We start from the raw sequence: 14,823 nt of genomic DNA on the forward strand, positions 1-14,823 counted from the left end.
GAAATATGAAAAAGGACATCAAAAAAACATTTTCTAAAACCCGCGGGCAGGCTTGAAAATGTCCGTGCGCTGTGATTCGAAAATGACGTTTGCCATAAGCCCATGAACGGGCATGATGTTATGTACAGACGCAAGTTTAACGAACACTTACCTAAAACCCCGTAGGTTGGTGTCTACTGCATATAGGCAGGTCTCCTGACTTGAGCTTCTTCCCTCGGCGTTGCCTTTCCCGAGACCTTGCTCCGGTTCCTCGGTGGCATATGTCGGATGTGAATGGCTGATATATCATAAACAGCCTTAGAGCCCTTACAGTGGCGGGACCGTGATGGATTTACACCATGCTTCCCTATTAAGCCGGACTGCCTTATAGGTTGATCCGGCACCTATACACACTATATTTGGTTGTTGTTAATCTAATTTAACCCAATATATTGTGTTTGTAAACCATATTCTTAAAATTGAACGCAAAATGAATTATAGCAAACGAGCGGTCATTGTGCCAGTTAAGAAACTGCCAAAAGGCCATAACATTTCCTGAATTGTGACCAAATGCGACCTTTTCTGCGCAGATACCACGTATATTATCGTTTTGACAAAATAGGATATATTCGTATGGACGAAACGAGGAAGGTACACCATATCTTGTGTGAAGCTACAGGCAGACGGACTTTGATATGGAGGGCCAGAATTGTTATGATAACAGTATTCGGAAATTTAGAGCATTCCATATAAATGGGATGGGAACAAGGGAGGTTTTTAAGATGGCAATAGCGGAGGTAACGGTGATTCCAATCGGAACCGCAACAACGAGTTTGAGCTCTTATGTTGCTGAGATGCAGCGTGTATTGAAACAACAGGATGGAATATCCTATGAGCTGACTTCAATGAGCACCATCATCGAGGGGGAGCTTAACATGATCTGGCGGGCGATTGAGGCTTTGCATGAAGCGCCTTTTCTGTCCGGTGCGCAGCGCGTATCGACTTCCGTGAAGATCGACGACCGCAGGGATCAAGTTTCCTCAAGCAAACAGAAGATCCAGTCCGTGCAGGAGAAATTAGGCGGTTAATGCCGCCAGTTTCAGGGGGATATTTCCGTAAGAATTGGGCTTGCATTTTGCTGCTGAAGTATTATAATAATTTTTGTTGTTTCGTGAGGAATAGCAACGAACCACATGTGCTGGTGTAGCTCAGGGGTAGAGCAACGCACTCGTAATGCGTAGGTCGGGGGTTCAATTCCCTTCACCAGCATCTTCATAAAAGTCAACAACGGCGCGGCTTTCCGAGTTTTCGGAATCGCGCCATTTTCATTATATAACCTACACTTCTAACATTCTTCTAACCTTTAGTCTAGTAAAGTGGGTTTTTCGTCCTCGATTTGCTTCCCTAAGATTGAGTCACCAATTGTATTTAGAACAGCTTCTTGCAAGTTGGGCAGCACGTGGGAATAGGTATCTAATGTAATACTTGCTCCCTTTTTTGGCGATATGTCCTCTCATCAAAGATCCTCCTTAAGAATCTTCTCCATAAAACTGCAGCAATTGCTCGATATCTTTCCTTTGCACGAAGGCAGAATTATAGTACCTACTGGCAGGATGACTGAGCTTCAAGCGGGTCCGTCCGTCCATCGTGTAGTCCAAATCATTAAAACTTTACAGGTTTACTGTCTATGAAATTCATAAGCTGGCCATCCTCAACTAACTCAAATGGACCATCCATGGAGAAGATAAGTTCCTCTCGAGTATGTAAAGTTTCATAGTCTACATGAATGATAAATTGTGAGGGGCGATCAAATCATCATGAGCGGAGGAGTTCAGGAAGGTTCCGAACTCCCGGAATGGATGCAAGACCAGCAGCATGAGGAAAAATCGGATGGGCAGGAAATGACCTTCGAGGAAGCTGATCAAAAGCCTGCAGCGAACGGCACCTTCTGATTCTGAGGGCCAGTTATCCAGCGATGAAGAGATTAGCAAGGAGGAGCTGGAACGGTTCTTCCTGAAAGAACGCCCTTCTTTTGAAGATCTTCCATTGGATTTCCCGTTGTTCTTGGAAAAAAGTCTGAGTGAGGGTAAGACATGGGTTGAGATTTCAAAAAATTGCTGGCATTCCTTCCAGCCAAATTCAGCCGAAGCGGAAGAAGTATAAGGAAAAGGTCACAAAAATGATAAAGGCGGCGGAGCCGCTTAATAGAGACCAGGGTCACATTCCCGGTCGATTCAGGCCGGGGTACCTAAATACACGGTTAATGTTAAAAGAACCAATCAAGTTTAATCCCGGTAGCTAAAAATTAATATAATCCAACCCCAGAGAATCAATAAACGGAAGGGGCGGCGATGGCGTGGGGACAAGGAGAATTCTTTCCAAAAGCAAAACGAAGCGGAGATCCAGCGTACAAAATTCCTGCTCGTAAAATATAAAGAGATGGCAATGCTCATGCAGGATTTTGAAAAATTCGAAGACGATTTAAAACAGCGGTCGTTGATGGCAAAGTTGCTCGCCGCATCGATCAGGAGGATCTTCATGCTGATAAGACTGCCAACACTACGATTCTGATAGAAAAGCTGCGTTGGGTGTATCAACGGTATCGGTTCTATACGCAGCAGCTTGAAAGAGCTTTTGGTTTGATACTTCAGGGAACCTAGAGTATGGCCAATACGTTGAAACTAATGGGGTTCTTTGAACAGGATCATGAGGAGTTTTAAGAATAGGAAAGTATAAAAAGCTGTCCTCATCGGACAGCTTTTTGGTTCTATATTTAAAATAAATGTTTTCTAAAAAATATGACCAATGTCCTATTATCATCATACTTTTCCTAAAAACGACAAATAGAAAGAAATAACTACGAAAAATGAGTCTCGAGATCCTAACTTATGATTCTTTTATAATATAATTTAAATCTAATGGTTAATTTTCTCAGAAAAACACATGCTCGTACGATAAAGGCAAACCCATTGAAAAATGGGGACGCAAAGCTAGAGGGGCTAACGGATTTACTGAAATCCTATGTCAGCCAGCTATCGAATACGACGGAAACCTCCGTCTGCTTTAGGACGGAGGTTTTCTTTTTGAGATATTTAAAATTTGAATTAGTGATAGTCGGGGCTTTTAGCTTTGTCTATAGATAATGATGATAAACGAGGGGGGGAAAAAGTAAAGCAGTTGAGGCGAATGAAAAATACATATGAATGCCTCCCCATTTGAATTGAGAACTGATAGAGTCACATCATGAAAAATCTCGAATGTCTGCTATTATCAGCTAACTTTAATGCTTTAGGCTCTAGAAAAAAGACTTCGTGATTGAACTTAAATAGGAGGTTGAAAAATGAACCTGCGGTTAATGAAACGGGCTGCTATCACAGCGGCGACAGCTTTAATAGTCAGCAACTGGCTGCCATTTGCGCCGCTTGGGATTCAAACAACATTTGCAGATCCAACTCAGAATTCATGCGGGAATAGGGTTGCTTTAGTTAACGGTAGTTTTGAAGAGCCAGCAAATAATAGACCTTTCCCTGATCCTACTGCCCCTTCTGGTGTATATTCGTTAATTCATGAGGATGAAGTCCCCGGGTGGGAAACAACAGCGTCTGATCATTTACTGCAGATAGAGAGGTATGAAAATGGTTATGTAAATATCTCTCGTGCGCATGGAAATCAATTTGCAGAATTGAATGCAATGGAAGCATCCACCTTATATCAAGATGTGAAAACGACACCGGGACAAACGATTTATTGGCGGTTAGCCCACAGGGGAGATCAAGGTATAGACACGATGCAAGTTAAAATCGGTCCATCCACTGTATCAATCGGAGATTTAAATACCGTGAGAGAAATAAGCTCCGGGAATAAAGAATGGACGTATTATTCCGGTACGTATACCGTTCCAGTTGGGCAGGAGGTAACACGCTTCGCGTTTGAATCGGTTAGTAGTGCCGATGGAAGACAAGATGCAGGGAACTTCTTAGACGACATCTTCCTTGGTACAGAACCATGTGGTGTTGTAACAAAGTCCGTAGACCCCGTTGACAATGTACAAGAAGGGGATGTCTTAACTTACACCGTTAACTTTAAAAATGACGGTGGAGACGATTCGGGCAACACAGTATTTACGGATAACATTCCTGAGGGAACCGAATACGTCCCTGGATCTTTAGAGATTGTATCGGGCCCGAATGCCGGTCAGTTGACCGATGCAAGCGGCGATGACCAAGGGGAATTTATTGCAAACGAAAATCGGGTTATCGTTCGGTTAGGGAACGGAGCGGACGGAAGCCAGGCAGGCAGAATTCCGAACGTCGACGTCTTACCTGACGGGACAACGGTCCAATTTAAAGTTAAAATCCTCTCGATATACAAAACGACAGGCGTCTCCAACCAAGCGACTGTGGAATACGACAATTTGTTGTCAGGGGATCATGAAACCCGGACATCCAACGGTGTTACGGTCGATGTGAATCGTCCGCCGATCGTCCCGGATTTCGAAGAAACGACATGGAAAGACACAACCGTAACAGGAAGCGTGTATGGCGTGGACGCAAACGGTGATCCGCTGACATTCACCAAAGGAACAGACCCGCAAAATGGTTCGGTGACCGTCAATCCGGACGGGACGTGGGAGTACGTGCCGGATCCTGATTTTACCGGAACCGATAGCTTTGAGGTTACGGTAAGCGACGGCAAAGGTGGGACCTCCACCTCGACGGTGACGATTCACGTAGAGGACCCGCCAAACCAAGCGCCTGAGACTAAAAATTACGATGTAACGACGGAGAAGGATACATCGGTAACTGGCAGTGTTTATGGAACCGACCCGGATGGGGATACGCTTACGTTTGTCATCGAAAGTAATCCGAAGCACGGTACGGTGATCGTCAATACCGACGGAACGTGGGAGTACGTGCCGCATCCCGGATATGTTGGTCCGGATATCTTTACAGTCACAGTGAGCGACGGTAAGGGCGGTGTTACGACATCGACGGTGAGGGTGGACGTAACGGACAAGCCGAATAACCCTCCAGTATCTTCTGGTAAAGAAGTAACAACGGAAAAAGGTACTTCCGTGACAGGCGATGTTTATGGTACGGATCCGGATGGAGATCCATTAACGTATACCCCTGGCAAGCAACCGGGGAACGGAACCGTCATTGTGAATCCGGACGGGAGCTGGAAGTATACCCCAGATCCCGACTTTGTCGGCGAGGATAGCTTCACGGTTATCGTGGACGACGGCAGGGGCGGCAAAACTGAGGTTGAGATTATCGTTGATGTGACGGAAGCAACGACTCCACCACCAACAAATCAACCTCCAGTATCTCCGGATAAAGAAGTAACGACGGACAAAGGTACATCCGTAACGGGCGATGTATATGGTACGGATCCGGATGGAGATCCATTGACGTATACCCCAGGCAAGCAACCGGGGAACGGAACCGTCATTGTGAATCCGGACGGAAGCTGGAAGTATACCCCAGATCCTAACTTTGTCGGTGAGGATAGCTTTACCGTTATCGTGGATGACGGCAAGGGCAACAAAACCGAGGTTACAGTTAGCGTTCGAGTAACAGAACCGAATACGCCGCCAACAAATCCAGGGAACGGCACGAACCCGACAGATCCGGGCAACGGCACGAATCCAACAGATCCAGGGAACGGCACGAACCCAACAGATCCGGGCAACGGCACGAATCCAACAGATCCAGGGAACGGTACGAACCCAACGGATCCAGGGGACGGTACCAATCCGACAGATCCAGGTAATGGAACGAACCCTACTGATCCGGGGAGCGGAACGAACCCGACAAATCCAGGGAACGGCACGAACCCAACGGATCCAGGTAACGGTACAGCTCCTGAGGATTCTGGAGATGGGGCTGGCCAGTCAGACTCTGCACAAGATAACAATGAAATGACCGCAGGAGAATCTGGTAGAGTTCCTTCATCTGCAGACCAATCTGGTACACCTCAAGGCAACAAGTTGCCGAATACATCAACAAACCTCTTCAACTTGGGACTCGCAGGGCTCATCGCCTTGAGCGCTGGCTTGGTTCTCATGTTCAGAAAAAGAAAAGCTTAATTGAAGAAAGAAAGCAAACACAATTTCCTTTGGGAAGGTGTTTGCTTTTCTTTTTTAATTGAGAATTAAGTAGAGCGCTGAATATTTAGAGAATAAAGACAAGCATGAACTAATCCGCCCCGCTCATTTGCAGATCAGTCAATATCAATGCGTATGGGTAAAGAACGCAGCTTCATTCGGTTGGTCGTAGTACCGCTGGCAGCATGAACCGGGGTATTTTACGCTCATTTAAAAGGGAAGGCTCCGGCTTGGTATAGCGACCGCCGACAGACCTCGGTATGGCGCGCGCTGGCCTCCCTTTGGAGGAACCTGAACCATCCACGGTCTGGGAAGTGTCCCGTGGTGACGTCGGCAAGTACGTTCATCCGACACAAAAGCCGCTGGAGTTGCTGGCCATACCGATCAAGAACAGTAGTCGTCCAGGCAACACAGTGGCAGATTTCTTCGGCTGAAGCGGGTCTACTTTGATGACTTGTGACCAACTGGACCGGCCCTGCCGTACCATGGAGATTGATCCGAAGTTCTGCGACGTCATTAAAAAACGGTACAAGGAAGCTACCGGCATAGAGCCAGTCCTCATTTCTCGTATCAATTCTTAGTATAGAAAGAGGATATAGTTCGTATTTATTGAATGGATATATATGGGTTGAAGAACGCTTTAAGGAGGCTAGAATGGATCCAGAGAAAGAAATACAAGAACTTAAAGATCGACTTGATTCAGTGGAGAGGAAAGTTGGGAAGAGACCACATGGTGGTTCGAAGGGGTTGAACTTAGGTTTTTTAATTATAATTATTGTTTATCTATTGTTAGTTCTTATTGGGATAATCCAATTTGTGAACGCAGGATAAAGACCGCCAAGGGGCGGTCTTTTCTTTGTCCATAATAAAGAAGGACGCTGACACGTCCTCCTATTCGACTATCCCCCGGCTGAGATAGCGGCCCGCCACGCGTGGCATTTTGCAGACATCCGCATCTCGCATTCCATCATAACGGAAAGCCGAGGGAACGACAATGGGAACACCTGAGAATAAAGATTTGCTTCTGCAGCATGAGCTCGCAGTCATGGAAGGTATCCTCGAGAGCAAGGAACAATACCGAAAAATAGTCAAAGTTGGCATAGCCAAGTGGGTTAAGGACCTTCAAGATGGCCGGATCGAGATCAAGACGGTGGATGACCTGAAAAAGTTGATAGAAATTGATATCGAACTGCAGAAGGATAATTTTTAAAGGAGCTCTTTCTCGATTTCATTAATTATTGTGAGGTGACGCGTATTTTAACAGAATATGATTTGTAGTTACTGAACAAAGAACTATCCCGATAAATATTATAGTAAGATAAGCATTCGAACAAAATGACACGAAAAAAGGAACCTCTGGCTATGCCAGCAGGTTCCTTTTTTCGTCTAGTCGTATTAATCGACTCACATGCTTTATTTCCTCTAATGGAACCCAGACTGGCCCATAAGCACTCCGCATCTCTAAGCGATCTGTACAAGTATCTGGTATGCCTTGTAATACTTCGCCATTGATGAGGTATATCGTCACGATGTGCTTCTTCTGAATGGCTATTTTTAGTTCTTTATCCCACATTTGATTGATCACGCACCCATGACTAAAGTAATGATGTCAGTATATCAAATTCAGGTAAAATTCACTATGGTTTCATTTGAACACGAGTAGATCTTATCTGAAAAGGAACGAGACTCGCGAAAGGGAACCTCGCTGCTGCAAAGTGTGTTGACTCAAAAGGGCCGATCTTGACCAGGGTGGACTCTGCGATTGGTGAAAGAAATAATAAAATCCCGCTCGAATGAGCAGGATTTTATTATATTACTTCAACAGGTCTTTAATGACGTTCAGGATTGCGACGTCTCAGACCTACGAGGCCGGCAAGACCGAGCAAACCGAGCCAGCCCCAGTCTGTATCGTTGTCATTGCCTACAGCATTCGTGTTATAGCCGTTTGTGTTCACGTTATTGGTTCTCATATCGTTTGAATTCATGTTGTTGTTGTTTTCTGCAAAAGCAGGAACCGCAAGAATCAAAGCAATACTAATACCGGCTAAAAATGTGGCGAGGATTTTCTTCACGATTTGAACTCCTTTCCGTAATAATGTTGATTATTTAGCGGGACAGGTACCAGAATTATGATGCCCTTTACGGATATTATTATTCGTTACTGAACAACGAAGGACATCCTCATCGTTATAGCGGAAATACGGATATGAACAGGGCTAAACAGTAATCGCATCTTCGATAGTTCTTGTTTTTACAAAATATGTCCTTGACTATTACCTCTTGCCTTTGCGCTATCAGACACCTTTACATACTATGTATTATTCCAATTAGGAAGGGGTAGGGAAAAATGAGTGGATACGAAGGTTCTGGGTATGGAAGTAGTATTGGTGTTATTCTCGTTCTCTTTATTCTACTTGTAATTATACTGCGTACTTGGGGATTTTAAGTAAATACCTTGTATAAGGACCCACTTGCGTGAATGGAATGTTCCAGAATTATATTTGAAGGCATCCAGACAAATCTGGGTGCCTTTTCCATAACACAGCGCAATAAGGAAGAGGGTTCTTTTGTCGATCGTTTCATGATTTCATTTCATAGATTAGTAGTCCAATCATTCTCGGAGACGCTGCATATAATGCAATATCTTCTGTGAAGGGAGGATTTCTTATGAAAAAACATCATCATAAGGTTAAAGTTATCGTCCTCAAACCTGGGCAAAAAATCATCGTAAAGTGTAAAAAGCATAAGAAGAATCACGCATAAAAAGTCTGTAATGCAGTGGTGAACCTTAACAAAGGTTCACCACTATCCATAGAGCTACAACTTGAGAATGAAATGGAATTGACTATCTGCCGCTTTTCCGTTGATAGGATGTAATAACCGTTGATAAAGGCGAGAAGGTGTGTGGGGGCTCGCTATTATGCTTGGAGAGAGGGATCATAGCAGAACAATCAGAATTCCAGCCACGAATAAAATGGATCCGAGGACCAGCAGAAGAAGCCCACTCGATTTAATATATTGAATGTAGTCCGAACTTGGCTCAGACTCATACTTTACTTTCCAGATTCTATATAAGGAACCCCAAGTGGGTTTGCGTATTCTCAATACACCACGTACCAAAAAAACGACAGCAAACAAGATAAGCACAAATCCAGATATATTAACCAGCTCCTCACCAAAAGCTCAATGAAAATAGTTAATCCGAGTAATACATATTACAAGCTAAATAGGTGGATAATTCCACCAGATCTACAGTCATCCGGATTGCTATTTCGTCGGATTTCCGAATATGAATAGACCAAGCCAGATATGAATGGCATCGACGAACATAGAGACTGTATCTAGGCCATTCAATATAGGCTTAAGCAAACACCGAATGTACCAGATTGGAGTATCTTATATATTATACTCGTCCTTGCAGTAGGACTTACAGTTGCTTGCCTAATATAAGCGTGCCCAAGCATTGGTGGAAGGAATTGCTGCAGTTGCCTTCGCTGTAATGGAACACCGGGCTATTCAACAACCTACAAAGGCGGTGAATGATCGTGAAAAAGGTTTGGATTGACGCAGGGCATGGCGGGAAGGATTCCGGAGCAACCGGAAATGGCCTGCAGGAGAAAGACGTCGTGTTAGCGGTGTCTCTTGCTGTGAAGAAACGATTGGAAGCTGATTATGGCGATGTCCAAGTACTACTCACCCGGTCTTCAGATGTGTTCCTTGAATTGGCTGAACGGACTCATAAGGCAAACGCTGCTGGCGCAGATATCCTAGTTAGCATCCATTGTAACGCGGGTGGAGGTGCAGGGGGCTTTGAGTCATATCGATATACCTCGGCAAGCTCCGGTTCGGTAAAATTGCAGAACGTTATGCATACGGAGGTCATGAATGCCATTAAAACCTTCGGAGTCATCGATCGGGGGCAGAAGGCCGCTAACTTGCATATGGTCCGTGAATCTAAAATGCCTGCCGTCTTAACCGAAAACTTGTTTATCGATGTCGCGGCAGATGCAGCTAAGCTTAAACGGCAGGATGTAATAGATTCTATTGCGATCGGGCATGTGAATGGCATTGCTAAATATTTGGGGCTTCAGAAGAAAGAGGGGGCTGGTACAGTGGAGGATAAGGTACATGTCGTCGTCAACGGAAAGCAGATCGCGGATGGCAAGCTTGAGAATGGCGTGACCTATGTGCCGCTTCGGGCCATCGGTGAAGCATTAGGCGCCAGAGTGAGCTGGGATAATAAGACCAAGACGGCTACAGTTACGACCGAATAAACACCTGATTATTTGGAGATAGGAAGTATGGTTCTCCTCCATGGATATGCAAACCTCCACTTGTTGGGGGTGTGCAAAAGAGCAGTGCTATTTGTGCCCCATCGAACAATTTATGTCCCTTTAATCCTAATTTAAGCTTCCATTAATATTCGGAGCTTATGATATAAGCACCCCTTAAAAAATATATCAGAAGCCCCTCTAACATCGGTTAGAGGGGCTTCTTTGGTTGTCTTCCCTCATCTGAGGCAAAGCCCAGGCCTTTGGATGAGCTATTTACAATCCCAGCCATTTCGTGATATAAGCCGATACGGCTAATTCCTGGAAATCCTGCCAGCTGCGAAATGGGGTATGTTCAACGATAAACGGGTTAATCGTATGTCCTTGTATGTATTCGTCAAACTCTTCATCTGTGCTTCCCTCATAACCTGCGGCTTTCAGCAAGTGACCGATTGAAGAAAACTTGGTATGTCTTTGAATAAATGATTCCGAGAACAATTCTTCCACGGGCACTTCTTGTTTCATGTCCGAGAGCCTTGCGGCATTTTCGCGAATTTCTGATAGCTTCTCTTCATCCAGTCCGTCTAATCCACTGATCCCAGTATTCATTATGCCCACCTCCAAAAAGTTGCACGTCACTCTATTATACATATACGAGTATGCTGAATTATCGGATTCGCTTTTTTTTGAAGCAGGTATTGACTTGCTATTTTTATATAAAGGTAGAAGGTTTAGTACATATTTATAATTATTCTTTACCTAGGAATGACGGTCGATATCATGTAGACTGGTAATGATTTACTGCCGCCACACCTTGCTTTATGGGGGATGGAGGTCCGTACATACTTGCTTGCATATGGGGGTGGGCACTGTGCCCAAACAAGAAAAGGTTTCAATGTCATGGCTGCTGCGGTATTTGAAACCGGTAAAAGGACGGTTAATACTGCTGCTCGTGTTGCTGTTGACGTCGACGGGCTTGCAGCTTTTGAATCCGCAAATTGTCAAACGATTTATTGACACGGCAGCCGAAGGCGGGGTTATAGCCGCGCTGATTCAACTGGCGGGATTGTTTCTGGTCGTGGCTGTTTTTAACCAGCTGATAACCGTGGCTGTCAGCTATATGGGGAACGATATTTCATGGCGAGCGACAAACCGGCTTCGCGGCGATCTCTTGAAGCATTGCTTGCGGCTGGATATGCGATTTCATAATGTCAAAACGCCCGGCGAGATGATCGAGCGGGTGGACGGTGACGTGACGAATATTTCGAACTTCTTCGCGATGTTCATCGTGCAGGTTATCGGAAGTTTTGTGCTGCTCGCCGGCATACTAGGATTTATGTTTACGGTCAATCTGCCGATCGCGATCGTCATGACGGTGTTTACGCTGCTGTCCATTTTGTTCATGGTGTTCATCCGGAATATGGGCGTCAATTCTTCGAAGAATGAACGCGAAGCCAGCGCTTCGCTGTTCGGGTTAATTGAGGAACGCATCGCCGGCATTGAGGATGTACAGGCGAACGGCAATGTGCCGTATGTGATGAATCGGTTTCACCGGATGATGCGCACCGTGTTTCTGAAAGGGAGAAAAGCCTGGATGCTCCGCGTTGTCCCTTGGAATACCACGGTGATTCTGTTTGCCCTTGCGGTTACCGCTGTCCTGTTACTAGGGGTTCGCTATTATCTGATCGGTGAAATTACGCTGGGGACCCTGTTCTTAATCTACCAGTATACGCAGATGCTGAATGATCCGATCGAGATGTTGGGTGACCAAGTGCAGGAGTTCCAAAAAGCAAAATCCGGCATGCTGCGCTCCAGAGAGTTGTTGTCCAACAAGAGCGAGATTGTGGACGGAGAGCAAGAGGAGCTTCCGGAAGGGGCGCTCGGTTTGGAATTTGAAGGCGTCAGCTTCAGTTATAACGAAGATAAACCGGTGTTAAAAGACATCAACTTTGAAGTCAAACCAGGCGAACGCCTGGGCATTATCGGTCGTACCGGCAGCGGAAAGTCGAGTCTCAGCCGTATTCTGCTTCGACTGTATAACATCGACAGCGGCGTGATCCGCGTTGGGGGGACCGATATCACGAAGCTGAAGCTGCCTGCGCTTTACCGCCGGGTGGGGATGGTCACACAGGATGTGCAGCTGTTCGATGGCTCGCTACGTGACAACCTGACGTTGTTTGATCACGGCGTGTCGGATGCATTCATTCTGGAAACGACGGAGCGTTTGGGGCTTCGGCAATGGATCGATGCACAGCCGGAAGGCCTGGATACGCATCTGACAGCAGGCGGAGCTTCGCTGTCCGCGGGAGAAGCTCAGCTATTCGCTTTAACCCGGGTATTTTTGACGCAACCAAGCTTGGTGATTCTGGATGAACCGTCTTCACGCCTGGATGCCGCAACGGAAACGATGCTGCAGGTAGCCGTGGATCAGCTGATGAGCAGCTGTACGGGCATCATCATCGCGCACCGGCTGGCTACGCTGGAGCAGGTGGATAAAATTATGGTGCTGGGTGACGGGCGAATTATGGAATTCGGCGCACGGGAAGCTCTTGCGTTAGATCCGGGATCACATTATGCCAGACTGCTGAGCACAGGCAGAGAGGAGGAACTGGCATGACCATCACGGGTTTTATAGGGCGCCTCTTTCGATTCAGGCCTTCATTATTTTTAATCAACGGTCTGCTGTGGTGCATATTTCATTCTTTGCCGATATTGATCGGACTGGGGATGCAGTGGTTTTTTGACCGGGCGACGGCCAATTCCACGGATTATGTATGGCTGGCGGTACCCTTGATCTTTATTGCCGTTGTAAGGGTTGCGCGGGTAGGGACGTTCTTTGCGGCCTTCTATCAATGGGTAACGTATATTTACCACATTCAGGCCATTCTGCGCACGAACATGCTGGCCGGCATTATGCGCTGGCCCGGGCGTAATTTGCCAGCTTCTCCAGGGGAGGCGATGAGCCGCTTCCGCGATGACGTGGATGAAGTTGTGGAATACGTGGAATCCTGGGTGGATTTCTGGGGACGTCTCGTTTTTGCCCTCGTATCCGTTGTCATTATGGCGAGCATTAACTGGAAGATCATGCTGGTGGCCGTGCTGCCGCTCGTGGTGGTCACGCTCCTGAACAATCTGTCCGGCAACCGCGCGCGTCGTTACGGCCTAAAGAACCGGGAAGCTACAGGGCGCATAACCAGCTTTATCGCGGAAACCTTCGGTGCGGTTCAAGCCTTGAAGCTTGGGCAGGCCGAGGATCATGTACATGAGCGCTTCATGAAGCTGAACGAAGACCGCCGGCAGGCAGCGCTGAAGGATAATCTGTTCAAACAATGGATGCGATCCTTGAATCAGCATGTGCTTAGCATCTGTACGGGACTGATTCTGCTGATGTGCGCAGCTGAAATGCAGGCCGGGCATTTTACCGTCGGGGACTTTGCTTTGTTCACGTCTTACCTGGCCAATATCGGCTTCAGCATTTCCTTATTCGGTTATATGGTATTTCAGCACAAGCGGCTGAAGGTTTCCTTTGACCGGATGCGCTCGCTGTTTCGCCCTGGTGAGGAAGACCGGATCATTGAGGCACGGGAAACGTATCTGAACGAAGAGCCGCCGGAACTGCCCGTCATTCACAGAGAACCAGGAGAGAAGCTGAAGGAGCTGGAAGTCAAGAATTTATCGTACCATTATTCGAATTCGGAGAATGGCATAACGGATATTAATTTCCGCCTGGAGCGCGGCAAGTTTCTGGTGGTGACCGGACGAATCGGGGCGGGGAAATCGACGCTTGTCCGGACATTGCTGGGACTGCTGCCGAAACAGGAAGGAACGATCCGCTGGAACGGGGAAGAGGTGGATCCGGCAACCTTCCTTATGCCTCCTCGGGCGGCCTATACTCCGCAGGTTCCAAGGCTGTTTAGCGATCCCTTGAGAGAGAACATCGTGCAAGGGAAGAAAGAGCGGACCGAGGAAGCTCTGGAACGGGCTGTTCGGCTGGCGGTCATGGAGAAGGATATCGAGAATCTGGATCAGGGACTGGAGACGTTTGTCGGTCCGAGAGGCGTTATGCTGTCGGGGGGACAAATCCAGCGGGCGGCTACGGCACGCATGCTGATCACGGGCGCGGATTTATTCATTTTTGATGATCTGTCCAGCGCGTTGGACGTGGAGACGGAGCAGCAGGTATGGGATGGGTTGTTCAAGGAGCAGGGCGTCACTTGCATCGCGGTATCGCATCGGAGGGCAGCTCTTTCGAAAGCCGATCATATCATCGTCATGAAGGATGGGCGGATCGAAGCGGAGGGCAGCTTGACGGAGCTGCTCGCCACGAGCGAAGAGATGCAGCTGTTATGGCAGGGCGAGCAGTCCGCTGTCGAGGCTCAGGCCCCCGCAGAGGATGAAGCTGAAGTTAGTAAGGTATAACATCAAGTTTGGTTTGGAATTGGGGATGTAAGAACAGGTTTCGACAGG

Annotated in this window: 11 protein-coding genes, 1 tRNA gene, 1 pseudogene and 2 riboswitches; of the genes and pseudogenes, 11 read left to right on the plus strand and 2 right to left on the minus strand. The window is 46.8% G+C overall.

Features of this window, described 5'->3' with window-relative positions:
- Positions 1-167: 167 nt before the first annotated feature.
- A riboswitch (cobalamin riboswitch) is annotated at positions 168-402 on the minus strand.
- A 359-nt stretch (positions 403-761) separates the two neighbouring features.
- From MKX98_RS03530 to MKX98_RS03560, 7 genes and pseudogenes are all read left to right on the plus strand, one after another.
- Positions 762-1,067, plus strand: a complete 306-nt coding sequence (locus tag MKX98_RS03530) for an MTH1187 family thiamine-binding protein (protein WP_071222119.1) — start codon at positions 762-764, stop codon at positions 1,065-1,067.
- Between the two features lie 109 nt (positions 1,068-1,176).
- Positions 1,177-1,248 (plus strand) — tRNA-Thr (locus MKX98_RS03535).
- Between the two features lie 548 nt (positions 1,249-1,796).
- Entirely contained in the window at positions 1,797-1,931 is a 135-nt protein-coding gene (locus MKX98_RS03540; protein WP_339221462.1) for a hypothetical protein, read from the plus strand.
- 997 nt (positions 1,932-2,928) lie between these two features.
- Positions 2,929-3,019: riboswitch (cyclic di-GMP riboswitch) on the plus strand.
- Between the two features lie 678 nt (positions 3,020-3,697).
- Entirely contained in the window at positions 3,698-6,067 is a 2,370-nt protein-coding gene (locus MKX98_RS03545; protein ID WP_339221464.1) for an Ig-like domain-containing protein, read from the plus strand.
- A gap of 133 nt (positions 6,068-6,200) precedes the next feature.
- A pseudogene (locus MKX98_RS03550) lies at positions 6,201-6,666 on the plus strand (DNA methyltransferase); the annotation flags it as partial.
- A 73-nt stretch (positions 6,667-6,739) separates the two neighbouring features.
- Positions 6,740-6,916 carry a hypothetical protein gene (locus MKX98_RS03555; protein ID WP_220686656.1) on the plus strand — a complete coding sequence of 59 codons (177 nt, stop codon included), beginning with the start codon at positions 6,740-6,742 and terminating at the stop codon, positions 6,914-6,916.
- Positions 6,917-7,079: 163 nt separating this feature from the next.
- Entirely contained in the window at positions 7,080-7,295 is a 216-nt protein-coding gene (locus MKX98_RS03560; protein WP_220686655.1) for a hypothetical protein, read from the plus strand.
- A gap of 619 nt (positions 7,296-7,914) precedes the next feature.
- On the opposite strand, the gene MKX98_RS03565 is transcribed toward MKX98_RS03560, so the two are convergent.
- Positions 7,915-8,157: a WGxxGxxG family protein gene (locus MKX98_RS03565; protein WP_194540773.1), complete on the minus strand. Its 243-nt coding sequence runs from the start codon at positions 8,155-8,157 to the stop codon at positions 7,915-7,917.
- 275 nt (positions 8,158-8,432) lie between these two features.
- On the opposite strand from MKX98_RS03565, the gene MKX98_RS03570 reads away from it, so the two are divergent.
- Entirely contained in the window at positions 8,433-8,531 is a 99-nt protein-coding gene (locus MKX98_RS03570; RefSeq protein ID WP_074961926.1) for a YjcZ family sporulation protein, read from the plus strand.
- Between the two features lie 1,099 nt (positions 8,532-9,630).
- On the plus strand, positions 9,631-10,359 hold the full coding sequence (locus MKX98_RS03575; RefSeq protein ID WP_339221466.1) for an N-acetylmuramoyl-L-alanine amidase: 729 nt from the start codon (positions 9,631-9,633) through the stop codon (positions 10,357-10,359).
- Positions 10,360-10,632: 273 nt separating this feature from the next.
- Here MKX98_RS03575 and MKX98_RS03580 read toward each other — a convergent pair whose 3' ends face one another.
- Positions 10,633-10,965: a hypothetical protein gene (locus MKX98_RS03580; protein ID WP_339221467.1), complete on the minus strand. Its 333-nt coding sequence runs from the start codon at positions 10,963-10,965 to the stop codon at positions 10,633-10,635.
- A 262-nt stretch (positions 10,966-11,227) separates the two neighbouring features.
- Between MKX98_RS03580 and MKX98_RS03585 the strand changes: the two genes are divergently transcribed.
- Both MKX98_RS03585 and MKX98_RS03590 read left to right on the plus strand, forming a co-directional pair.
- Positions 11,228-12,973, plus strand: coding sequence for an ABC transporter ATP-binding protein (locus MKX98_RS03585; RefSeq protein WP_339221469.1), 1,746 nt, complete (start codon positions 11,228-11,230; stop codon positions 12,971-12,973).
- The gene (locus tag MKX98_RS03590) at positions 12,970-14,775 is read left to right on the plus strand and encodes an ABC transporter ATP-binding protein (protein WP_339221471.1); all 1,806 of its coding nucleotides are present in this window, start codon (positions 12,970-12,972) and stop codon (positions 14,773-14,775) included. The genes MKX98_RS03585 and MKX98_RS03590 overlap by 4 nt, the downstream gene beginning before the upstream one ends.
- Positions 14,776-14,823: the final 48 nt, after the last annotated feature.

Source organism: Paenibacillus sp. FSL W7-1332, from assembly GCF_037969785.1.
In the GTDB taxonomy this organism is placed as follows: Bacteria; Bacillota; Bacilli; order Paenibacillales; family Paenibacillaceae; genus Paenibacillus_AQ.

Excerpts from the sequence above, each read along its gene's own strand:
- MKX98_RS03570 (WP_074961926.1), top strand. The coding sequence starts at position 8,433 with ATGAGTGGATACGAAGGTTCTGGGTATGGAAGTAGTATTGGTGTTATT.
- MKX98_RS03540 (WP_339221462.1), top strand. The coding sequence starts at position 1,797 with ATGAGCGGAGGAGTTCAGGAAGGTTCCGAACTCCCGGAATGGATGCAA.
- MKX98_RS03580 (WP_339221467.1), bottom strand. The coding sequence starts at position 10,965 with ATGAATACTGGGATCAGTGGATTAGACGGACTGGATGAAGAGAAGCTA.
- MKX98_RS03590 (WP_339221471.1), top strand. The coding sequence starts at position 12,970 with ATGACCATCACGGGTTTTATAGGGCGCCTCTTTCGATTCAGGCCTTCA.
- MKX98_RS03560 (WP_220686655.1), top strand. The coding sequence starts at position 7,080 with ATGGGAACACCTGAGAATAAAGATTTGCTTCTGCAGCATGAGCTCGCA.
- MKX98_RS03555 (WP_220686656.1), top strand. The coding sequence starts at position 6,740 with ATGGATCCAGAGAAAGAAATACAAGAACTTAAAGATCGACTTGATTCA.
- MKX98_RS03530 (WP_071222119.1), top strand. The coding sequence starts at position 762 with ATGGCAATAGCGGAGGTAACGGTGATTCCAATCGGAACCGCAACAACG.